This is a genomic window from Streptomyces sp. NPDC002566 (genome assembly GCF_042889585.1).
In the GTDB taxonomy this organism is placed as follows: Bacteria; Actinomycetota; Actinomycetes; order Streptomycetales; family Streptomycetaceae; genus Streptomyces.
In genome coordinates this window covers 338,078-359,394 of record NZ_JBIARD010000005.1, presented here as the reverse complement: position 1 = coordinate 359,394, position 21,317 = coordinate 338,078, and the positions used below count along the sequence as shown (strand labels likewise).

The 21,317-nt window shown below is 70.3% G+C and carries 18 protein-coding genes and 1 tRNA gene; 12 read left to right on the top strand and 7 right to left on the bottom strand.

Annotated elements, in window-relative coordinates; all coding sequences use genetic code 11:
* Positions 1-76: 76 nt before the first annotated feature.
* Complete coding sequence (locus ACFYXA_RS23180) at positions 77-586, top strand: MarR family winged helix-turn-helix transcriptional regulator (RefSeq protein ID WP_130442254.1); 510 nt, start codon at positions 77-79, stop codon at positions 584-586.
* Between the two features lie 82 nt (positions 587-668).
* Here ACFYXA_RS23180 and ACFYXA_RS23175 read toward each other — a convergent pair whose 3' ends face one another.
* Entirely contained in the window at positions 669-2,207 is a 1,539-nt protein-coding gene (locus tag ACFYXA_RS23175; protein WP_389035811.1) for an MFS transporter, read from the bottom strand.
* 163 nt (positions 2,208-2,370) lie between these two features.
* Positions 2,371-3,015: a TetR/AcrR family transcriptional regulator gene (locus ACFYXA_RS23170; RefSeq protein WP_389035808.1), complete on the bottom strand. Its 645-nt coding sequence runs from the start codon at positions 3,013-3,015 to the stop codon at positions 2,371-2,373.
* Positions 3,016-3,534: 519 nt separating this feature from the next.
* Between ACFYXA_RS23170 and ACFYXA_RS23165 the strand changes: the two genes are divergently transcribed.
* Positions 3,535-4,761, top strand: a complete 1,227-nt coding sequence (locus ACFYXA_RS23165; RefSeq protein ID WP_389035805.1) for a M6 family metalloprotease domain-containing protein — start codon at positions 3,535-3,537, stop codon at positions 4,759-4,761.
* 172 nt (positions 4,762-4,933) lie between these two features.
* Positions 4,934-6,697, top strand: coding sequence for an IclR family transcriptional regulator C-terminal domain-containing protein (locus ACFYXA_RS23160; protein ID WP_389035802.1), 1,764 nt, complete (start codon positions 4,934-4,936; stop codon positions 6,695-6,697).
* 79 nt (positions 6,698-6,776) lie between these two features.
* On the opposite strand, the gene ACFYXA_RS23155 is transcribed toward ACFYXA_RS23160, so the two are convergent.
* Complete coding sequence (locus tag ACFYXA_RS23155) at positions 6,777-9,047, bottom strand: ADP-ribosylglycohydrolase family protein (RefSeq protein WP_389035799.1); 2,271 nt, start codon at positions 9,045-9,047, stop codon at positions 6,777-6,779.
* Positions 9,048-9,533: 486 nt separating this feature from the next.
* On the opposite strand from ACFYXA_RS23155, the gene ACFYXA_RS23150 reads away from it, so the two are divergent.
* The 3 genes from ACFYXA_RS23150 (at position 9,534) to ACFYXA_RS23140 (ending at position 10,489) form a co-directional block, all read left to right on the top strand.
* Positions 9,534-9,606, top strand: a tRNA-Arg gene (locus ACFYXA_RS23150).
* Positions 9,607-9,719: 113 nt separating this feature from the next.
* The gene (locus tag ACFYXA_RS23145; protein ID WP_389035796.1) at positions 9,720-10,049 is read left to right on the top strand and encodes a hypothetical protein; all 330 of its coding nucleotides are present in this window, start codon (positions 9,720-9,722) and stop codon (positions 10,047-10,049) included.
* A gap of 104 nt (positions 10,050-10,153) precedes the next feature.
* Positions 10,154-10,489 (top strand): deoxyxylulose-5-phosphate synthase, encoded by a 336-nt coding sequence (locus ACFYXA_RS23140; RefSeq protein WP_389035793.1) that lies wholly within the window; start codon positions 10,154-10,156, stop codon positions 10,487-10,489.
* Between the two features lie 78 nt (positions 10,490-10,567).
* Here the strand turns inward: ACFYXA_RS23140 and ACFYXA_RS23135 are convergent, their stop codons facing one another.
* Positions 10,568-11,704, bottom strand: coding sequence for a tyrosine-type recombinase/integrase (locus ACFYXA_RS23135; RefSeq protein ID WP_389035790.1), 1,137 nt, complete (start codon positions 11,702-11,704; stop codon positions 10,568-10,570).
* Positions 11,705-11,806: 102 nt separating this feature from the next.
* Positions 11,807-12,088: a helix-turn-helix domain-containing protein gene (locus ACFYXA_RS23130; RefSeq protein WP_389035787.1), complete on the bottom strand. Its 282-nt coding sequence runs from the start codon at positions 12,086-12,088 to the stop codon at positions 11,807-11,809.
* Between the two features lie 477 nt (positions 12,089-12,565).
* On the opposite strand from ACFYXA_RS23130, the gene ACFYXA_RS23125 reads away from it, so the two are divergent.
* From ACFYXA_RS23125 to ACFYXA_RS23100, 6 genes are all read left to right on the top strand, one after another.
* Positions 12,566-12,787, top strand: coding sequence for a helix-turn-helix transcriptional regulator (locus ACFYXA_RS23125; protein WP_389035784.1), 222 nt, complete (start codon positions 12,566-12,568; stop codon positions 12,785-12,787).
* Between the two features lie 679 nt (positions 12,788-13,466).
* Positions 13,467-14,633, top strand: coding sequence for a DUF3631 domain-containing protein (locus tag ACFYXA_RS23120; RefSeq protein ID WP_389035781.1), 1,167 nt, complete (start codon positions 13,467-13,469; stop codon positions 14,631-14,633).
* A 305-nt stretch (positions 14,634-14,938) separates the two neighbouring features.
* Positions 14,939-15,439 (top strand): plasmid mobilization relaxosome protein MobC, encoded by a 501-nt coding sequence (locus ACFYXA_RS23115; protein WP_383475389.1) that lies wholly within the window; start codon positions 14,939-14,941, stop codon positions 15,437-15,439.
* On the top strand, positions 15,436-17,133 hold the full coding sequence (locus ACFYXA_RS23110) for a mobilization protein (RefSeq protein WP_389035776.1): 1,698 nt from the start codon (positions 15,436-15,438) through the stop codon (positions 17,131-17,133). Before ACFYXA_RS23115 ends, ACFYXA_RS23110 begins: the two co-directional genes overlap by 4 nt.
* Before the next feature lie 113 nt (positions 17,134-17,246).
* A complete protein-coding gene (locus ACFYXA_RS23105; RefSeq protein WP_389035773.1) occupies positions 17,247-18,986 on the top strand; it encodes a hypothetical protein in 1,740 nt (579 codons plus the stop codon).
* Positions 18,987-19,011: 25 nt separating this feature from the next.
* On the top strand, positions 19,012-19,407 hold the full coding sequence (locus ACFYXA_RS23100; protein ID WP_155058527.1) for a hypothetical protein: 396 nt from the start codon (positions 19,012-19,014) through the stop codon (positions 19,405-19,407).
* 18 nt (positions 19,408-19,425) lie between these two features.
* Here the strand turns inward: ACFYXA_RS23100 and ACFYXA_RS23095 are convergent, their stop codons facing one another.
* Both ACFYXA_RS23095 and ACFYXA_RS23090 read right to left on the bottom strand, forming a co-directional pair.
* A complete protein-coding gene (locus tag ACFYXA_RS23095; protein ID WP_389035768.1) occupies positions 19,426-19,974 on the bottom strand; it encodes a flavoprotein in 549 nt (182 codons plus the stop codon).
* The gene (locus ACFYXA_RS23090; protein WP_389035764.1) at positions 19,971-21,242 is read right to left on the bottom strand and encodes a helix-turn-helix domain-containing protein; all 1,272 of its coding nucleotides are present in this window, start codon (positions 21,240-21,242) and stop codon (positions 19,971-19,973) included. Before ACFYXA_RS23090 ends, ACFYXA_RS23095 begins: the two co-directional genes overlap by 4 nt.
* Positions 21,243-21,317 lie beyond the last annotated feature (75 nt).

Sequence of the window (21,317 nt, the reverse complement as noted above, 5' to 3'; positions counted from 1 at the left end):
GACTAAACTTCATCTCCATCTCACTGTACGCACCACTTGTTTAAGTTTCAAGGACGAAACCCGTACAGTGGAGTACATGAAGACGGCTGCCGCACCCGCTGAAGAGCCCCAGTGGCTCACCGCAGAGGAGCAGCGCATCTGGCGCTCCTACCTGCACGCCACGTACCTCCTCGAAGACCACATGGACCGCCAGCTCCAACGTGACGCGGGGATGCCGCACGTCTACTACGGGCTCCTCGTCAAACTCGCCGAGGCCCCGCGCCGGCGGCTGCGCATGACCGAGCTGGCCATGCAGGCGAAGATCACCCGGTCCCGTCTCTCCCATGCCGTCGCCCGCCTGGAGAAGAACGGCTGGGTGCGCCGCGAGGACTGCCCCTCGGACAAGCGCGGCCAGTTCGCGGTGCTGACCGAGCAGGGACTGGAGATGCTGAAGAGCGCCGCGCCCGGCCATGTGAACGCCGTCCGCAACGCGCTCTTCGACCGGCTCACCCCGGAACAGCAGAAGTCCCTCGGCGAGATCATGGAGATCATCGCCGAGGGACTGCAGCCCAACGAGGCGGGGGCGGACCTGCCCTGGCTGAGGTGAGGCCCGCCGGGACGCGGGTGCCAGCCGGCGGGCGCCGATCCGCACGCGCCGGCCGGCGGGGAGCCTCCCTAGCGGCCGGGGGTCAGTGGGCGACCACCGGGACCGGCATCGCGTCGTCGGCGTCCTGCGCGTCGGAGCCGGTCACCGCGCCCATGTCCGGCTTGCCGGCGTTGACGAGGGTGAGGGCGATCACCGCGGCGGTGACCAAGATCCCGACGGCGAACCAGATCGCGTTGGTGTAGCCGTGCACCATGCCCTCCAGCTGGACCAGCTGCCGCTGCGGAGCGGAGGTCGCCGAGGCCATGTGGTCCGTGATGTACGACGTGGTCGCGGACGCGGCGACGGTGTTCAGCAGGGCCGTGCCGATCGCGCCGCCCACCTGCTGCGAGGTGTTGACCATCGCGGAGGCGACACCGGCGTCCCGGGCCTGGACGCCCTGCGTGGACAGGGACATGGCCGGCATGAACGCCGAGCCCATGCCCAGGCCGAGCAGCAGCATCGCCGGCAGCAGCAGGGTCGCGTAGGAGGAGTCGATCTCCATGCGGGTCAGCAGCAGCATGCCGAGCGCGGCGACCAGGAAGCCGGGGCCCATCAGCAGCCGCGGCGGGACCCGGGTCATCAGCCGGGCGCCGATCTGGGTGGACCCGGTGATCATGCCCACGATCATCGGCAGGAAGGCGAAGCCGGTCTTCACCGGCGTGTAGCCCTTCACGACCTGCAGGTAGTAGGTCAGGAAGAGGAACAGGCCGAACATGGCGATGATCGCCAGGCCGAGCGAGAGGTAGACGCCGCCGCGGTTGCGCTCGGTGACCACGCGCAGGGGCAGCAGCGGGGCCTTGACCTTCGCCTCGACCAGCACGAACGCCAGCAGCAGCACACCGGACGCGACGAACATGCCGACGGTCAGGGAGTCGCTCCACCCATCGGACTCGGCGCGCGTGAAGCCGTACACCAGCGCGACCAGGCCCAGGGTGGACAGGACGACGCCGGGGATGTCGAGCGGCGAGCGGTTGCGGCCGCCCTCCGGCTCACGGATGACGAAGTACGCGCCGGCCGCGGCGACGACGGCGAAGGGGATGTTCACGAAGAACGTCCAGCGCCAGTCCAGGTACTCGGTGAGGAAGCCGCCGAGGATCAGGCCGACGGCGCCGCCGCCGCCCGCGATCGCGCCGTAGATGCCGAACGCCTTGGCGCGCTCCTTGGCGTCGGTGAACATCACGGCGAGCAGGGAGAGCGCGGCGGGTGCGAGCAGCGCGCCGAACACGCCCTGGAGTGCGCGGGCGCCGAACATCATCGCCTCGTTGGTGGCCGCGCCGCCCAGCGCGGAGGCGGCGGCGAAACCGGCCAGGCCGACGACGAAGGCCCGCTTGCGGCCCCACAGGTCGGCGATCCGGCCGCCGAAGAGGAGCAGACCGCCGAAGGCGAGGGCGTAGGCGGTGACGACCCACTGCCGGTTGCCGTCGGAGATGCCCAGATCCTGCTGGGCGGAAGGCAGGGCGATGTTCACGATGGTGGCGTCGAGGACGACCATCAGCTGGGCCAGCGCGATGAAGACGAGCGCTTTCCAGCGGCCCGGGTCCGCCTGGACGGCGCCGGGAGCCTTGCTGGCTGTTTCAGACATGGAGGTACCCACTTCGGGACTGCGTGACGGAAAAAAGACGAGAAAAGGCGCGGCACGTCGACGACACGGCAACGGCGACGGCCGGAAGGTCTGCGGGCTGACGCGGGTCAGCTCGGGTCTGACTGAGTGACGTAGGTCGGATGGGTGAGGTGACTCAGGTGGGTCAGGCCTGGCGGAGGTCCTCCATGGTCACGGCCGCGCCCGGCAGAACGGATCGGGCCGGGGCCCGCAGTCCGTCCAGGAACAGCTGAAGATGGCGGTGGACGAAACGGTCGGCGCTCAGGCAGGCGGTGCCGGCCGGCGGGCGGCTGAGCTGGGCCACGGCGACCATCAGGTCCCCGATGCCCACGTCGGCGCGGAGCTGCCCCGCCTGCCGGGCGCGCTCCATGACCTCTTCGATCAGCTGCTCGGCGCGGAGCCGGGCGGCCACGAGGTCGGGGTGGTTCTCGTCGAACGTGCTGGCGACCATCGGGCAGAGCGCGCCGATGCGCTCGTCGGCGGCCCCGTGCACGAAGCGCTCCAGCGCGCCGAAGGCGTCGCCGGTCTCCGCGAGCGCCTGCCGGGCCGTCTCGGCCGTCCGGTCCATGACGGAGCAGACGACCTCGCGGATCAGCGCGTCGCGGTCGGGGAAGTTGCGGTACACCGTGGCGTTGCCGACGCCGGCCCGGCGGGCGATGTCGTCGAGCGGCACGTCGGGGCCGAGTTCGACGAACATCTCGCGGGCGGCGGTGACGATCCGCTCCCGGTTGCGCACGGCGTCGGCGCGCGGCCGGGTCGCCTTGCGCGTCGCGGGGTGGACGGTCTGCACGGTGCACTCCTTCGAATCGGTTGATCCTTGAACCGAACCGGGGAAGCGTTCCCCGTTTTGCTCGGACACTGGCTAAACGGGGGAACAGTCCCCGTTAATTCCGAGAGCCGGACCTTTTTCATGTGACCTGGATCACCTCTGCCCCTACCTTCCGGTAACCCACGATCGGCCGCCCCAGCGCGCGCGCCACCACTTGACGACGGAGGGTGATGCCGAGGGTGCAGCCGGTGACCGGCGGCTGCCGGAGCGAAGGGTCCCCGCATGCAGCCGCAGCCCGAGCGCCCCGAGACGAGCGCCGGGCCGGGACGGCTGCGGGGGGACGGTGCGCGTGCTACCGCTCCCGCCGAGGAAGCGGGGGGCCGCGCGCGCCCCGGCGCTTCTGCTGCGCAACCGGGGGAAGGCCCCGGCGCTCCTGCTGCGGAGGCGCCGTCGGCCTCCTCAGGGGACGCACTCCCTGCGGCCCTGCCCCGCGCGCCCCGCCGTCGGATACGCACCCGCCGGGCGGCCGCACTCGCGTCCGTGACGGCTCTGACCCTGGCGGTGAGCACCTCCGCGGGCTCCGGACGGCTCCCCCCGAACCCGGCGACGGGCGGGGCCGGCCCTGTTTCCCCCGCCCGCACCGCCGCCCACACTCCTTGCCTGATCTACGGCAGCCCCACCGTGCAGATGTCGGAGGGCGTGCCGACGCCCGGCGGCTACGCACGCTCCACGGGCACCGTCCGCGCTCTCACGCTGATGATCGACTTCTCCGACGCGCCGGGCGCGGGCAACGCGCTGGACCGCTACCGCGAGTTCTTCCCGCAGACCCAGGAATGGTTCCGCACCGCGTCCTACGGCCGCCTCGACTACCGCCCCGACACCCCGATCCCCGGCTGGCTGCGCATGCCCAAGTCCTTCGAGGAGTACGGCATGGAGCGCGGCGCGCCCTTCGACCCCGGCTACCGGCGGCTGATCCAGGACATCGTGGCCGTCGCCGACCCCAAGGTGGACTTCCGCTCGTACGACCTGATGAACGTGCTGGTCACTCCCAACGCCGGCCCCTCCGCGCTGGACACGGTCCTGTCGGTGACGTTCGCCGGCAACACCGAGGCCCCGGTGGCCGACGGCGTCCCCGTCGCCAACGCGTCCTTCGTCTACTCCCGCCAGGACGACGGCTCCGGCACCTACGACCGCACCGGCTACCGGGTCCTCCCCCACGAGAACGGCCATGTCTTCGGCCTGCCCGACCTGTACACCCAGGAGGGCGGGGGCGCGGTCGGCCACTGGGACATCATGAGCGAGGACTGGGGGTCCAACAACGACCTGCTCGGCTGGCACAAGTGGAAGCTGGGCTGGCTGGACACCGACCAGGTGCGCTGCGCGAGCGCGACCGGCACCGCCGAGTACACCCTCACGCCGCTGTACCGTCCCGGCGGCCCCAAGCTGATCGTCGTACCGATCGACCGTCGTACCAGTTACGCGTTCGAACTGCGCGCGCACGGCGGCAACGACGAGACGGTGTGCCGTCCCGGTGTCCTCGTCTACAAGATCGACGCGGAGGTGGACACCGGCATGGGCCCGGTGCGCGTCCATGACGCCCACCGCGACAGCGGCGGCTGCACCCGCAGCCCCAACGTGCACGCCGAGCTGTCGGACGCGGCGTTCGCGCCGGGTGAGACGTTCGAGGACCCTGAGCAGGGGCTGCGCGTCGCGGTGACGGCGGCCGACCTGGAGGGGAACTACCGGGTGCGGGTGACACGGTCGTAGGCGAAGGCCCGGCGGCCGCGCATTACGGTGGGGCCTGCCGCCACCGCCGTACCGCCGCACAGTCGTATGGCCGCACCGCCGTATCGCCGCACCGCCGTATCGCCGTATCGCCGTATCGCCGCACAGTCGTATCGCCGCACAGTCGTATCGCCGTATCGGAGAACCGAAGCTCATGCCCGCGAACACGCCCACGCCCGCCGGGGATCCGCCGAGGCCGAACGGACCGCTGCGGTCCCCCGGGGGAGGGCGCGGGACGCCGGGGCCGACTGGGCGGGAGGCGGCCGTGCCGGAAGTCGCCGTCGCGGAAGTCGCCGTCCCGCAGGATGCGATCGCACCGGATGATGCGGTGGCGCCGGATGATGCGGTCGCACCGGATGATGCCGTGGCCACGGGTGATGCGGTGGGCCCGCGGGAGGCTGTCGCGCCGTTGATCCGGGGGATCGCCGTGCTCCGGGAACTGACGGCGGCGGGCGGCACGATGAGCCTGAGCGGTCTGGAGCATGCCACCGGGCTGGCCCGCTCCACGGTCGACCGCATCGCGGCGACCCTGGCCCGCATGGGTCACGTCCGCCTGGACGGCAGGGACGTCGTACTCGCGCCGCCCGTGCTGGAGTTGGGCAACGCCTACCTGGCGGCTCTCCTCCTCCCCGCCCTGCTCGGCGGCCGGGCGGACCGACTCGCGGACGAACTAGACGAGTCGGTCTCCCTCGCGGTCGCCGACCGGGACGGCATCCGCTTCATCCACCAGGCGACCCGCCGCCGTGCGATGTCCCTCAGCTTCCGCATCGGCGATCTGCTCCCGGCCGAACGCACCGCGCCCGGGCCGCTGTTCGCAACGGAATGGACCGACGCCGACTGGACCCTCTGGCGCACCCGCCGCACGACGGACCCGGACGGCAGGGACTTCCCGGCGCTCCCGCCACGCACCCCGGACGCGACGCGCGAACAGGACTTCGCCCGCCGGACGGACCAGGCGGCGCGCGACGGCTGGGCACTGGACGACCAACTCATCGAACCGGGCCTGGTGGCGGTGTCGGTCCCGGTACGGCACCCCGGCACGTCCCGGATCGCCTGCGTGGCGAGCGTGGTGAGCCACACGAGCCGTCATACGGCCGAGGACCTACGGGCTACGCTCCTGCCCCGCCTGCGGGAGGCGGCGGACGCGATGCAGCGAGCCCTGCACGAGAGCGCTCCCCCACAGCCCACGCCACCCCCCTCGCCCCTGGCTCTGTGGACGGGCGCTTCCAAGCAGGAACTGGGCCGCGAGTTCATCGAGTCCCTGGCCAGGGGCCTGACGGTGCTGACGGCGTTCGACGAGGGGAGACCCGAGCTGACCCTGGCGGAGGCGGCGAGGGCGACGGGCCTGACGAGAGCGACGACGCGCCGGGCCCTGATCACGTACGAGCACCTGGGCCTGGTGACCCGGTCGCCGACCGGCGCCTTCTCCCTGACCCCCCGAGTGCTGGCCCTGGGCTTCCCGCCCCTCTCCCGCACCACGCTCCCCCGCATCGCGGCTCCCCACCTGAAGACCCTGACGGACCTGATCCAGGAGTCGACGTCGCTGGCGGTCCTCACGCCCTTCGGCGACGAGATCCGCTGCACGGCCGGCGTGCAGGCCCGTCACGTCATGAGCGCGTCCATAGAACCCGGCACACACCTGCCGGCCCCCGAGACGGCGGCGGGCCGCCTGCTCCTGGAGGGCACCCCGCACGCCCTGGTCGACGAGCAGTGGGAGGAGGGCCTGCGCGCCCTGGCCGTCCCGGTCCACGACCGCACCGGCCGCACGGTCGCGGCCCTGACCATGACCGCCCACGCGGCCCGCCGCACCCCGGAGGAATGCGAACGCGACCTCCTCCCCCACCTACGGACGACAGCGGCCCGAATCGAAACGGACCTCCACATGACATCCCGCTTCACCCGAGTCCGGTTGACCTGACCCGCCCTCGAAGAAGGGCGAGATGAGGCGGGTCAAGACCCTCGGTTGTCCGATGCTCCGGACTCCCGCAGCCAGTGGATCACCAACCCGGGTAGCGGCCATGCCAGTGGGGATCCCAACCACTGGTGTACTCGCCGCCACTGGGGGAGTCGGTGAGCTGGGCGATGAGATCGCGGGCCAGGGTGTCGAGAACCCAGGCCAGTTCGTGGCGGCTGACCAGGTCGACCGGCAATGCCTCGGCGCCGTGCGCGGCGCCGAGGAACGCCCCGGCCACACAGGCCACCGAGTCGCCGTCGGGTGCCAGGGCGGCGAAACCCAGAGCCGCGTCCACCTGGTCCCGGTCGGGGAACGAAGCCGCGACGTACAGTCCGCCGAGCAGCGCCGAGGGCGCGGTGGCGTCCGGGGCGAGGCGCGCGAGCCGAGCCGCCTCGCCGGGATGTTCGTCGGCCTGCTCGAGCGCCGCGTGCAGTCGATCGCGTTCGTCGGCGGTGAGGGCGGGATCGTCAACGTCGTCAAGGGCATGAATGCCCTCCAGCAGCGCCTGCCGTACCTGCGACCGCCCGCCGGTCAGGCTCTCCTGCATGTGCGGCCCGCTGGTCAGGCAGTGCCCCGCCAGTACGACCGCATGCGCCGCCGCGGACTGCGCGGCGGAGTCGCCGTGTGTGAAGGCGGCGATCTCGCGTGCCCAATAGGCTGACGCCTTCGAGCCCTCGGCAGCGGTGCCCGCCACAGCGACAGGAAGAGCACGGGTGAGCGCGTGGCAGCCGCGGCTGGTCGTCGGACTTCCCATGCCGCCGGGCTCGACCCGTGAAAGGGCGGTGACGGTCGCCGGTGCGGAACCGCGTCGTTGGGCCAGCACGGGCACCTGGGCGAGCCAGCCGTCCGGCCACACCCTGTCGTCCTCCGCCCCGACCCAGCGGCTCCGCATCCGCTCGGACTCGATGCCCTGCAGAGCGGCCCACCGGCAGTAGGCGTGGAACACCACACCTGGGGTCGGCCCGAGGCCCCTGTGGGCGCTGCGCACGAGAGCGCGGATCGTGCCCTCGGCGGTGAAGCAAGCCAGCTGAGTCGAGACCCCGGCCCGCAACGGGACGCCGGACGGCAGCTTCCCCCCGGCGGCGCCGAGGGTGTCCCCGACGGCCAGTCCGAGCAGCAGGCCGCGCACCCGGGAAAGGGCCGTCTTCTCCTTCAGGAAGCTCTTGGGCCGCCCCGGCTCCGCGGTCCGGTCCCGATCCGGCTTCCTGCTCTCCTCGAATGCCTCAGGACGCTGGGCCTGATCCCGCTCGGCGGACTCCGCCGCCTCGTGAGGCGCCGAGGGCCGGCCTGGGGCGTCGTCCTTCCCGCCGCGGGCGGTGAGCACCGCCAGCCGGACCAGGTCTGCCCCGGTGTGGCCGGGCCAGCCGTGGACGACCCGCTGCCACTCCTGAGGGACGCCCGAGCAGCCCCAGCGCGCGCCGAGCAGTGCGCCGGCGATCGCCGCGACGGTGTCCGTGTCCGTGCCGGCCCGCACTGCCGCCTCCAGGGCGAGGCGAAGGTGCTGGGCCGGGAACTCGCCTTGCGCCGGCGACAGTTCGGGAACGGCTGTGCGGGTGATCGCCGACCAGGCGGCCTGCAGCGCGTGGACGACCCAGCCGTTGTTGGTGAAGTGGTGCGGCGGGTGGGCCTCCGCCTCGTCCAGCCGTCGCGCCCACACGCCTCGGCGCTCCGCGGGAATCAGGTCCAGGCCGGCGCGTACACCGTCGAACGTGCCGTCGAGCACCGCGATGCGGATGCCCGAGCACCACAGCACGCAGGCGTCGGCGCAGTCCGGGTCCGGATGGGTGAGCGCGCTGACGGCGACGGCGGCCTCGGCCATCGCCTGAGGGTCGCCCAGGTGACTCAGGGCGACGATCCCGGTGCGCATGAGCGAACCGTTGCCGGCGGCGCGTTCGTTTCCGGCGCTGAAGCGACGGGCGGCGTCGAGCAGAGCCGCGCCCGGCGCCCCGTCGGCACGAGCGGCGGCCCCCAGGACGGTGCGGGTCTGCGCGCCGACGTCACTCGCGCCGCCGCTCAGCCACTTCTGGAAGTTGACGGCGATCGCGTCGAGAGCCTCTGGGGTGCGCAGGTCCGCGCCGGTGGCCGCGACCTCGGCGATGCAGACCTGCATCTGGGTGTCGTCGGAGTACTCGCCGGGCTCGTACGGTCCCAGCCCGCCGCCGATCATCCGCGGCTGCTGGTCGTCGCGCAGTCGCGCCTCGAACTCGTAGGGCACGCCCAGCGCGTCGCCCACGGCCGCACCGAGAAGTACGCCGGCGGCCCGGTCGACGCTGTGCGCGTCCAGTCGGGGGTGCGGAACGCGGGCATGGGGCATCGGGGGCTCCGTAAGGTGCGGCGGCGCGCGGAAGAGGCGGACCGGACGGACGGTGACGGGACGTGGCAGGCGGCAGTGCGAGGCGGGGGCGCCCGGGCGGCGCAGGCGTGAGGAAGTTCCGAAAACGATGTGTGTGTCCGCACATTGACGCCCCGCCAGCTTGGCACAGGACGACACTTATCGTCAATGAGACGATTGAAGTCTTGGCGGTTGCGGGATGCCTGCCCCTCGGCAATCACCCGGCCCGTCAACTCGACGGGTCGAGCCCTCCGCCAGGGAGGTTCCCGCGCGCCGAGGCACACGGCCTGACCACCTCAGCACCCGGCTTACCGACGCCAGCGCCCAACCGAGCCCTGATCCGGTAACCTGTGGACCGAGCGCCCCGGCAGGCGCCGTGGCATGCGTCGTGGGCCCTCAGCCCACCTCCTCGACACGGCAGCTCGCCCCGGGTCGCTCAGGGCTTGACCAAGGTTTCGCCCAAGCCCCGCCTTCGTAGCTCAGGGGATAGAGCACCGCTCTCCTAAAGCGGGTGTCGCAGGTTCGAATCCTGCCGGGGGCACAGAGAAACACCTGGTCAGAGGCCCTTTCGTCCGACGGACGGGAGGGCCTTCGTACTCGCAGCACACATATGGCACACATGCAGCTGTGGGCAGAGGTGGGGAGCTGTGTGAGATGCCCGCGAAGGACGAGTTGGCCCGGCGCCGGCACGACAAGCTGGTCGACCGCTTGGAGAGCCTGATGCGGGCTTCACTGAAGCCTCGCTACCGGGGCTACCACGGGCAGCTGATCCTGAGCAGCGGCGATCTTGAGGAGATGGGCGAACTCAAGGACGTCCGTCGTGCTGCACGCGAGGCGGGCCGTCGTCTCGGCTGGCAACCGAAGACCCACATCGTCGACGCAAGACTCTTCGTGTACGACGACCGCGAGGTCCCCAGAGAGATCAGCGAGCTGGCCGCGAGGGATGCTGCCGCCGTCGACGCAGCACTCCGAAGGGGCGAGTAGAAGCAAGTACGGTCGGCCATCGCCGCCCCACCTTTACTGAAGGGCCTGCGCAGGCTGCCGGAAATCTGTCGAGCCCGACCCTGTGGTGGCTCTACCCTTCCCGCATGGCCCATGCCAAGACCTCGTACGTTTGCCTGCCCTGCCGGGCCTCGTACAAGCAGCCCTACCCCGGCTACCACGACCACGACCGGGTCTGTCCACGCTGCGCCGAACCACTGATCCACGTCGGCTCCGCCTTCGCGGCACCCAAGAGGCGGGACACCGCCGCCTGGCGCACTCTCTCAGTGCTGCTGCACGCCGGTGTGCGCTTCCACAAGAGCTGCTGCGGCGGCCCCGGCTACCGCCCGCGCACCCTCCGCGAGGTGCGCGAGCGGATGGCCTACGCCCAGGCCACCGGACAACCATTCGCTCGGGCGTTGGTCCGCCGCGACCTGCCCTAGCAGCCCGACAGCAGGGAGCGTTCCGCCGCGCCGCCGAAACGACCCCTGCTGTCAAAGACAGCACGGATTTGGCACACATCACGCCGCGGGATCCTCCAGGACGGCCACGGCCTCGGCAGCCTTGCGGGCTTCCTTCTCCGCTTTCTCCAGCTTGGCCTTCGCCTTGGCCAGTTGCTTGGAGCGGCGCTTGTGCATCTTCTTCGAGACCTCGTCCAGGCGGTCCGGGAAGAGATGCCCGTACGTGTCCAGGGTCAGCGTCGCCGACTTGTGGCCCAGCATCGTCTGGACGACGTTGACGTCCGCGCCGCTGGCGATGGCGAGCGAGGCTGCCGTGTGCCTCAGCTTGTGCGGGGTGACCTTGAGGTGCCCCAGTCCGGCCTTCACGACCGCCGGCGCGAAGAACCGCTGACGGAAGTTGCGGGCCCGCAGAGGCCCGCGCTGCGGGGCGGTGAAGAGCAGTTCCTCATCTCCCCGCCCCTGGACGTGAGGCTTCAGCTCCTCGGCCAGGAACCGCGGGATCGGTACGGAGCGACGCTCGTGGTTCTTGGGGGTGTCAAGGTAGAGCTTGCCGTTGTCCTCGACGTACGCCTCGACGATGTGCGCCCGGCAGGCGTCCAGGTCGACACGTCCCACCTTCAGCGCGGACGCCTCACCCCAGCGCAGACCCGTGTAGGCCAGCAGCAGGATGAACACCCGGTAGGCGCCTGCCGCGTTGGCCAGCCCGTCGACCTGCATGTCGTCGAGGTACACGTGGTCAGCGGGCATCACCTTCGGCAAGGGCACGCCGACAGCCGGGTTGACCGCCAGACGACGGGCCTTGACCGCGTAGCCGAGAACACGGCTGAGAACGACGTACGCCTTGCGGACCGACCGAGGGCTCAGCTTCCTGCCGCCGGTCGCCTCGCCGGACAGCAGGTCCGCGAGCCACTCGGCGATGTCCTCGAAGTGGATGCGGTCCAATGGCGTGGTGCCCCACTTGGGGATCACGTGGACGTCGAGAACACCGCGATAGCGGCCTCGGGTTGAACGCTTGAGATGGAGCTGCGCAGCCAGCCAGGACTCCGCTATCTCTGCGAACTTCGCCCGCGCGGCGGCTGGATCACGGTAGGAGCCGTCGCTGAGGCGGGACTCCATCTTCGTCCGCTCCGCCTCGGCATCGACCTTGCGGGTGAAGGTCTTCATCTTCGGCTTGCCGTCAGGGTCGTACCAGCGCACGCGGTAGCGCCCCGGTGGCGTACGGCCCGCCCGCTTGGCTTCCGCCGCAGCGCGAACGTACGCCGCGTGCCCTATGCGGTCCTCAATCCAGACCCGCGCCAACTAGCACCCCCTCCGGTCATCACTGGGCCCTGACGGGAGTGGCAGGAGCAGGGTCGCGGGAGGAACGCCGAGCCCGGTGGCGATGGCGACGAGGTCGTCGATGTCGCAGCGGCGGCGGGCGCGTTCGGTGCGGCTGAGGGCGGTGTTGGCCATCGGGCGGCCCAGTGCGGTGCAGCGGGCGCCGAGCTGGTGCTGGGTCAGCCCGCGCACGAGGCGTAGGTGCTCGATGGCGCGGGCGGCGTGAAGGCCGGCGGGGCCTATTTCGACAGGTCGGTTGGGCATGACAGATAGCTGTAACTTGCAGCCGACCGCTATGGCAAGAGTTAGTTCTTAAACTCTCCAAAAGTCGTTCGGGGGCGAAGTGGTGTTCGTCTCGTCGAATTCCGGTACATCACGAGCCGTTTCAGCGAGGAGGTTGTGCTACCTTCCCTCCGCGTCAAAGAATTGGGCGATTTGAGCACCTATCGGATGAGGTGTCCGGCGGGCTGGCCGCGTCACTCCTGACTGCTGGACACCGCTTCTGAGCTGCCGAGGTACCGGATTCCGGCACCTCGGCCGGTTGCTTCGCCGCAGAAAATTTCGGCTTCCGCGGGAGCCATTTCGGCAACCGGCGATCCGCCCTTACAGTTTTGGTCTTCCCCGGCGACGCCGAGGGAAGTAACCGGGAGTTTAAGAATTCACTCTGGACGCTTCCCAGGTGGTGTGGCTGTGTCGCCCACGCCTGCCATCAAAAACCCTGATTCCGATATGGAGACCTCATTGCCGAACCACTCCCCGCGCCTTGCCGGCGCCGAGCGTGACCAGCTCGCCACTCCCGCCGACGTGGCCGCGTACCTCGGGGTACCGGTCAAGACCCTCTACCAGTGGAAGTACCGGGGCATCGGCCCCAGCGTCCACAAGGTCGGCCGTCACCTGCGCTACCGCTGGCGGGAGGTGGACTCGTGGCTGGATGCCCAGACGTCGTACGACCTCACGGCCTGACCCCGCGTCTGGCGCGGACAACGAAGCGGCCCCCGGCGCGCCAACGCCGAGGGCCGAAGACTTCCCGACTGATCGCCCATCCCTGAACGAACGAGCTGGTGAGGGGCGGGACTTTGCCCGTCCTACCCCTCACCGGAGAGGAACGCCTATGGAGGACCCTACGTCCCCCAGCTCCACGAACACCTCCCCGACCGGCTGGCCCACTCCGGCGATCCCTGGCGAGGGCGTCCCCTGGCGCCGCAGGGATCAGGCGGACACACGGTCCCCAGCGTCGGGGACCGTCGAGCACTCGGCGGATGTGGAAACACACGGGGACCGTCCCTGGCCGTCTGCTGATGCTGGTGTTGGGGACCGTCCCCGCGACGTGCCCGCTGCTCGGTCCCCGCACGTCCCGGTCCCCGTATCGGCATCCAGTGCAAAATCGCAGGTTAGCGGCGGGAAATCGGGGACCGGTCCCCAAGAGGCTGCAGTTGCACCAGGGGACCGCCATGGGGACCGTGATCACGGTCCCCGCCAGTCGCCAGGGTCTGACAGCCCCGTGGCGGGAACCGCCCAGCAGGAGGGGACCGGTCCCGTCGACGCACCGGGACCGGATCACGGGACCGTCTCCCGGCCTCCTCAGGGACCGGCAGACCCTGAGGAACAAGGTTCCGGTGAGGGTGCGGAACTGCTGCATGAGTTGCGGGCGGTGATCGGGAAGTACGTCGTACTGCCCAGTGACGAGGCACTGACAGCGGTCACCCTGTGGGTGGCGGCCACGCACATCCAGACCGTTCTGCAGCACGCGCCGCGTCTGGCAGTCGTCGGCCCGACGAAGGGCTGCGGCAAGTCCCGGGTTCTGGACGTGCTCCACGAGACCGTGCACCAGCCGATCATGACGGTGAACATGTCCACGGCGGTGCTCTTCCGCGTCATCGGCAAGAACCCGCGCACGATCCTGGTGGACGAGGCCGACACCATCTTCAGCAAGGCGGGCGACAACGAGGACCTTCGCGGCCTGCTGAACGCCGGACACCAGCGCAACCGGCCCGCCTGGCGCATCTCCGGTCCGGAGCACAAGCCGACCCCGTATCCGACCTTCGCCATGGCCGCGCTGGCCTCGATCGGCGACCTGCCCGACACGATCACGGACCGGGCGGTCGTGCTCCGCATGCAAAAGCGCAAGCCGGGCGAGAAGGTGACCCCGTTCCGCTCGCGCTACGCCACACCGGAACTGAACGCACTGCGGGACAAACTGGCCGCCTGGCTGGGACCGCTGCGCGGCACGGCCGGCCGCATGGCGCCGACCATGCCGGTGGAGGACCGGGCGGCGGACACCTGGGAGCCGCTGATCATCATCGCCGACCTGGCCGGCGGCCACTGGCCCGCCAGCGCCCGTGCGGCCTGTGTCGCGATGACCCGGTTCGAGGCCGTCCAGGACGAGCAGACCAACCTGAAGACAAGGTTGCTGCGCGACATCCACAGCGTCTTCGAGGCACACGGCAACCCCGAAGCCCTGTCCTCCCTGGATCTGGTCACCGCCCTGCTCCAGGACCCCGACGCCCCCTGGGCAGAGCACGGCACCAACGGGCTCAACGCCTACCACCTGGGCAGAATGCTCCGGGACTTCGACATCCGCCCGGCCAACTACCGGTTCGACAAGGGCAGGCAGGCCAAGGGGTACGCCCGTAACCGGTTCCTCGACAGCTGGGCCCGACACTGCCCCGACCTCACCGAGACGGCGCCCGCCCCCACGCACGACGCCACACCCGCGCCCCCGGCCCAGGGCAAGCCGCCCGCCGCCCCGGCGGGTCAGCTGCCCATCGGCCCGCGCAGCGGCCCCGTCAGCCCGAAACGCGCCCGCTGACCCGCCTCCCGCTGGGTCCGTATCACTGCGTCGCATCCGTCCCCGCGCAGGTCACCGCGGGGACGGATGTCCTCGCCGGGACGGACTTCTCCGTACCTGCCCGAGTGTCCGTACCTGTGCTGACCAGGCATGGGACGCATGCGACGCACGTGACACATCTCCCGCCCCCTCACCACCGGAGCGCATCCTTGCACGAACAGCACCACGAACTCCCCACAGCTCAACAGCAGACGCACACCACCTCAGCCCCAGACAGCGCAGCAAGTTGTCGGGTAAGGAGTCCTTACCCGGCCTCCGCCCCCGAGATGGCGGAGGCACCCGGCGCCGAGGGGGCACCGAGGTCGGTCGGCCCGGGGGTGCCGACCGAGACGGGAGCCACCAGACCGTCGCCGCACGCCGCGCAGACACCGAAGCCGCAGCGCCGTCTGCGTCAGTCGCGCCTGCGTGAGCGCCGCGTCCACCCCCGCTACAGCGACAGCGAGTTCACCGACCTCGCCCACGCCGCCGCGCTCTGCCGCATGCAGACCGGCGGCTACGTCGCCGAGGCGTCGCTCGCCGCGGCCCGCGCCGAGGACCCGACGGCGGCGATCGCCGACTACCGCGCCATGGTGAAGGCGCTGATGGCCGCCAACCGCCAGCTGGGCATGATCGGCAGCAACCTCAACCAGCTCACCTGGCACCTCAACAAGGACGGCGCCTGGCCCGAGCCAGACGTCGTCCACCGGCTCCTGGCCCGCGTCGAAGCGTCGATCGACGACGTGGACACCGCCGTCGCCCAGGTCACGGAGGGAAGGCAGGGCCGGTGATACCGAAGATCATCACCGGCAAGGGCAGCACCCGCCGCCTGATCGCCTACCTCTTCGGCAAGGGCGACGCCAACGAGCACGTCGACCCCCACCTGGTCGCGTCCTGGAACGACTTCGCCCCCGATCCCGGCCGCAGCCCGCACCGCGACCCCAAGGAGGTGGAGAAGCAGCTCTACACGCAGCTCGACCAGCCGGTGGCGATGCTCGGCCGCCAGGCTCCGAAGACCACGGTCTGGCACTGCCCGGTCCGCGCCGCCCCAGAGGACCCCATCCTGTCCGACGCCCAGTGGGCGGAGATCGCCCGCCGGATCGTGGCCGCCGCCGGCATCGCCCCCGCGGGAGACGCCGAAGCCTGCCGCTGGGTGGCCGTACGGCATGCCGACGACCACATCCACATCGCCGCCACCCTTGTCCGCCAGGACGGCCGCCGCCCCAAACGGGACTACGACATCCGGGCCGTCCAGCGCGAGGCCCGAGAGATCGAAGTCGACTACAGGCTACGGCGCTTGAAGCCGGGCGACGGCACCGCCGCCAAACGCCCCACCAGCAAGGAGCACTTCAAGGCCAAACGCCAGGGCCAGGACGCCACCGCCCGCGAGATCCTGCGCATGCGGGTGCGCCGCGCGGTCGCCGCCGCGGCCGACGAGGCCGAGTTCTTCTCGCTGCTGGAGGCGACCGGCGTGGATGTACGCCTCAAGCTCGCTCCCTCCGGCGACGCGCTCGGCTGCAACTTCGCCCTGCCCGGCAACGTGAACGAGGAAGGCGACCTGGTGTGGTTCGCGGGCTCCACCCTCGCCCCTGACCTCTCCCTGCCCAAGATCCGCGAACGCCTCGCCACCACCAGCCCCGAGCCGGCCACCATCCACCCTGGCAACCCGTGGCACCAAGCCACCGCCGCCACCGAACGCATCCCCCACCACCTCACGAAAGCCGACGAGCAGACGGCCCAGGGCCAACTCGTCGCGCTTGGCGCGGCGCTGGACCTGCTGCCCGTCATGGCACCGACCGCGGCGCGGGCCAAACTCGAACAAGCCGCCGCTGCCTTCGAGCGCGCCACCCGCTCCCGCATCGCCGCCGACCTCGACAGCACCCGCGCCCTGCGCCGCAGCATCCAGACCATCTGGCGCGAGAGGCCACAGGACAGTGACGGCACCGGGCTCACCATGCTCCTGGACGCCGCACTCACCGCGGTCGCCTTCGCGCTGCACTGGCACCGCACCCGCCAGCACGCCCAGCAGGAGGCGGCAGCCGAACAGGCCCTCCTCCATCTGCAGACCGCGTACGCGCAGACCGTCGAGCCCGTCCTGGTCGGCCTCGCCAGTCGGACACCTGGCCCGCAGACCAAGCGCCGCTTCGCCCACCACCTTCAGGATGTGGTTCCGGAGCACGCCGAGCGCATCCTCAACGACCCCGCTTGGGACGCACTCGCCACCGTGCTCGCTGAGGCAGAGGCAGCAGGACACGACGCAGCCACCGTTCTCGGCCAAGCGCTGCACCAACGTGCCCTGGACGGCGCCCGCAGTCTCGCCCGCGCGCTGACCTGGCGTATCCGCCGCCTCGGCGAGCGCCACGTTCCTGGTCCTTGGGCCCAGGCAGCCAGGGCCCACAGTGCCATGCAACGGTCCAGTGTGCCGGTCCACCCCGCGGCAGCTATCGGCCAGCCACCACAGGGGTCACCGACACGGCGGCGCTGATCAGGCCCTCAGCGAGCCAACGCCTCGTGTGCAAATTGGCTTCGGACTAGGGGCGCCTTTCGGTCAACATTCAACCGGGACGCCATCATGCACGGCTTGTGCGGGTTTGCGGTATGGCCGCACTCGCCGTGCGCGTGGACGATGCCCCTTTGTGCCTGCCGAGATGTCATCCCGGTTGGTTCGCTGGACACGGGGGTGGGGAGTTGGCGTTCGCAGAGCATCAGTCGGTCTTTTCGGCGCCTGCGGTACCGCTGGGGACCGCGGATGTCGCCGGAGACGTGATCCGTCACGGCGTGTACACCGAAGGCGTCACCCGCCGGTTGAGTGCCGCCGCCTTCGCCCGCACGGACTGGCTGGCCGTGCTCCGTGCCCAACTCGCAGACCTGTGGAAGAAGCTGAAGGCAGCCGTGCGGAAACGCCTGCGGTGGCTGTTTCCCGCGAAGGAAGAAGAGAAGCCCGCTGACGCGTCCGAGCCGGCGCCTCCGTCGGTCGTGCTGGGCGAGGACTATGCGGTCTGGGTCCGGCGCCGCATCAAGAAGTCGGAGCGGCCGGTGCCGGTCTACGGTTTTCACCAGGAACCCGTCATCCACGCCAGCGACCGTGCCATCCGCCACATGCGAAGACGACGAATAGCAGTCACGGCGGTGATCGCACTCGTCGTCTGGCAGGTGATCGCCGGAGTTCTGACGGCGGGTTGGGCGGCTCTGGTCCTGCTGGGCGGGGTGTGGGGCGTCTATGTGGTCGAACGCTGCCTGGCGCAGGCGCGGTTCAACGCGCTGCTGGCCGGAGAACTGCATGCACCCACACCGTCCGTGCAGGCTCACGCGCTGCCGTACCTCTACGAGCGTCGACGAACCGGTGACCGGCACCGATTTCTCGGGGGAGGTCTCCAGGCATGGAACGAGGCGGTCATCGGCATCGACGTGGAGCCCGCGCCGGAGGGCCAGGACGAGGATGACGACATCTCCGGGCCACCTCCAGGATTCGCCTCACCGGCGCAAAGCACAGGCCAGCCCGACATGGCCGAGGTGGCCAAGGCTGTCCTGGAGGCGCTGGCCAAGCAAAACAAGCCGGTGGCCCGCAAGCCGCTGAAGCATTTCACCGTCGCCCAGTTGCACGCCCATGTCGCGCGCCGCCTGGACGACCCGGCGCCCGCTCACCACCGCGAGCACCCCATCCCACGCATGGAAGTCATCGGGATCGCCGGCATCCACTACAAGCGGTGGGACGAGATCGACGACGACACCTGGCGCAGCCTGCACACCCTCGCCGTGGACAGCTTCGGCGACAAGCCCGTCGAGGAGATCGCCCGCCGCTACATCTGGGCCCGTGTCACCGCCTGGAACGGCGACCTGATCGCCGCCATACTCGTCCACTTCGCCTACCAGGGCGGCTTCCTGCGCGTCACCGTTCGCCCGCACATCATGGGTCCGCTCAACCCGAAGGCGGCCGGACTCAAGTCCGCCGACCCCCGCAACCTGAAGTGGCTCGCCCGCACGGCGTTCAATGCGCTCGGTGACGTCTACGTCGGACTCGATCGGCTCATACGCCGCAAGCCGCGCAAGCGCCCCGAACTCGATCCGGGCAGTGGCCCGGTCAGCCTTCGCGAGGTCTACAGCGTCCGCTGGCTCGAGGACATGCACATGAACGACGACGCCCGCTACTACGTGCAGATGATGCAGCGCCGCGTCTTCGACTCCACCGAGATCTTCCTGCGCGACCACAACGTCGACATCGCCGCCTATCAGCAACAGGCCACCGCGATCTACAACTTCGGCGTCATGAACGGCGGCACCATGACCGGCCCCGTACAGGCCACGCCGTTCTCCGCCAACCCCTCCATGACGAACTGACCCACGAGCCCGCCAGGAGCCCCGCATGGCCATCCGCCGCCAACCCGACCCGGTCCCCAACGGTCCCAACTTCGGGATCATCAACAACGGCGACATGACCGGGCCCGCCCAGGCCGCCCCGTTCTCCCAGAACGCCACCCAGACCAACAACATCACCAACGAAGCCGTTGACAAAGCCCGCGAAAGCATCGAGGACCTCCGGCGACGCCTGGAAGGACTGCGGGGCCAGTACCCCGAAGCAGACGCCGCCCTTCGCGACCTCGCCATGATCACGCCGCGCCTCGACGAACCCGAACGCGAGCCCGGCACCGTGCGCTACATGCTCCAGAACCTCGTCGAACGCTGCGGCGGCATCCCGAACCTCCTCGCCGCTGCCCAGCTCGTCCAATCCACCGTCCTGGCTCTGCTACCCAGCTCCTGACCAAGCCGCCCCTCAGGGTCAACCAGGGAGCCTGGGCTCCAGCAGCTCCAAGGCTTCCTCCCAGCGGAAGCGATCGGCGCCGCCGCCCGCCTTGGGGCGATGCGGCTCGTAGCTGCCGATCCGAACATTCATCTCGCCCAGCTGGTCAAGGCTTCGGCGGTAGGCGGGATGGGCTGCCTGGGCCGTGTTCAGGTATGGCAGGACGGCCGTGGGAATGCCCATGCCGTACGCCTCGCACAGAACGCCCAGGGCGAGGGTGTCGGAGATGCCGGCAGCCCACTTGTTGACCGTGTTGAAGGTAGCCGGCGCGACCGCGATGGCGTCCGCAGGTGGCAGAGGTCGGGCCTCGCCCGGCGTACGCCAGGCCGAGCGGATCGGATAGCCGGTCTGGGCTTCGATCGCCTCGGTGTCGAGGAAGCCCAGACCCTGCGGGGTGGCGATCACACCGACGTCCCAGTGCCGTTCCTGCGCGGCGGTGATCAGCCTGCCGACGTCGCCGGCGATGCCGCAGGCGCACACGACGACGTAGAGGAACGGCTTCTTCTCCGGGGCGTTCGGCTCGGTCACGCAGGGACTCCCAGTTGGCGGCTGAAGTGGTGCAGTTCCGGCAGGGTACGGCCGCGGTCGCGTGCGGCCATGTCGGCGACCAGGTCGCGGACGGCGGGGCGCCGCACGTCCTGGGCGGCACAGGTCTCGGCGATACGGAGGGCTTGGTAGCCGTCGGCGAGGCGGCCCTGCTGACTGTAGGCACGAGCCGCCTCCACCCAGAGGGCGGCACGGCGCTCGGGCACAGGGATGTGTCGACGCATGAGGGGGCGAGCCGCTTGAAGGGCGAGCCCGGAGTCGCCGAAGGCCACTAGGGCGCTGAGCTCGTGGAGGGCGACGTTCGTGGGGCTGAAGTTTGCCCAGGCGTCCGGCCGGTCGAGCGAAACGTAGCGGGCGACCTCTTTGGCCTCGGAGAGGAACTCTTCGGTGGCCACGCGATCGCCTCGACCACTGGCTGCGGTCACGCCACGCAGCAGCAACAGCCCTACGGCGGCCAGGTACTTCGGGGATCGACGGTCGTAGGATCCGGTGAGCTGGTCGGCGGTGTGCCGGACGAGGGTGACGGCTTGGGCGGTGTGCTTCTCACGGGCCAGGACGTGGGCCTGCACGCGAACGCTGGAGGCGAGGACCACGGGGTCGCCGGAGCGTTCGGCCTCGGCCATCGCGCGGCCGACGGCGAGCCAGGCGTTGCCCTGATCGTGCTGCTTGAGCAGGAGGCTTGTCGAGGTCTGGTACGTGGTGGCCAGCAGGGCGGACAGCACATCGCTGTCTGCCGCATCACTAGAGGCCAGCCTCAGATCAGCGATCAAGCCGGGCAGGCTTCGTTCCAATTCCGCGTAGTCGCAGGTGTAGAAGAGTCTGCGGGCAGCGCCGACCCGTTCACGGAGGACCGCCGTGTCCAACGGAGCACCGGAGGTCGTCGGGCTCAGGCCAGGCAGAAGAGCTTGCACCAGGTCGTCGTGGGTGGCAGCGGAGGTGGCTGGGGTCGCGAGGGCGGCAATGCTCGCAGCGAGGAAGGTACGGCGGTGCATGTCTTCATCTTCGGGGTGAGTGGCGGAGGCGTCGGGAGCAGTGGCGAGGCCCAACTGCTGAGGTGGGATCTTGAGTTCCTGCGCGACGGCACGCAGGACGCGAATGTCCTCTGTGCCCCGGCCACCTTCCAGGCGACTGACCTTGGACTGGTGGTAGCCGAGCGCGGCGGCGACGTCCTTCTGCGAGCGTCGCTGTAACACCCTTGCCTGACGGATCACTTCACCGATCCGTCTCGCTTCACTGTGTGCTCCGGCCATCTGCCACGGCCCCTTCCGCCGCCGCCGATCCTGCCTGTTCAACCGAGCGTAGATCAGCCGTACTTCGCCGTGATG

What these genes read in the sequence shown, in the direction of transcription:
- ACFYXA_RS23090 (WP_389035764.1), bottom strand. Translation starts at nt 21,242, where the DNA reads ATGGCCGGAGCACACAGTGAAGCGAGACGGATCGGTGAAGTGATCCGT.
- ACFYXA_RS23160 (WP_389035802.1), top strand. Translation starts at nt 4,934, where the DNA reads ATGCCCGCGAACACGCCCACGCCCGCCGGGGATCCGCCGAGGCCGAAC.
- ACFYXA_RS23140 (WP_389035793.1), top strand. Translation starts at nt 10,154, where the DNA reads ATGGCCCATGCCAAGACCTCGTACGTTTGCCTGCCCTGCCGGGCCTCG.
- ACFYXA_RS23100 (WP_155058527.1), top strand. Translation starts at nt 19,012, where the DNA reads ATGGCCATCCGCCGCCAACCCGACCCGGTCCCCAACGGTCCCAACTTC.
- ACFYXA_RS23130 (WP_389035787.1), bottom strand. Translation starts at nt 12,088, where the DNA reads ATGCCCAACCGACCTGTCGAAATAGGCCCCGCCGGCCTTCACGCCGCC.
- ACFYXA_RS23175 (WP_389035811.1), bottom strand. Translation starts at nt 2,207, where the DNA reads ATGTCTGAAACAGCCAGCAAGGCTCCCGGCGCCGTCCAGGCGGACCCG.
- ACFYXA_RS23115 (WP_383475389.1), top strand. Translation starts at nt 14,939, where the DNA reads ATGGCGGAGGCACCCGGCGCCGAGGGGGCACCGAGGTCGGTCGGCCCG.
- ACFYXA_RS23145 (WP_389035796.1), top strand. Translation starts at nt 9,720, where the DNA reads ATGCCCGCGAAGGACGAGTTGGCCCGGCGCCGGCACGACAAGCTGGTC.
- ACFYXA_RS23105 (WP_389035773.1), top strand. Translation starts at nt 17,247, where the DNA reads ATGGCCGCACTCGCCGTGCGCGTGGACGATGCCCCTTTGTGCCTGCCG.
- ACFYXA_RS23180 (WP_130442254.1), top strand. Translation starts at nt 77, where the DNA reads ATGAAGACGGCTGCCGCACCCGCTGAAGAGCCCCAGTGGCTCACCGCA.
- ACFYXA_RS23155 (WP_389035799.1), bottom strand. Translation starts at nt 9,047, where the DNA reads ATGCCCCATGCCCGCGTTCCGCACCCCCGACTGGACGCGCACAGCGTC.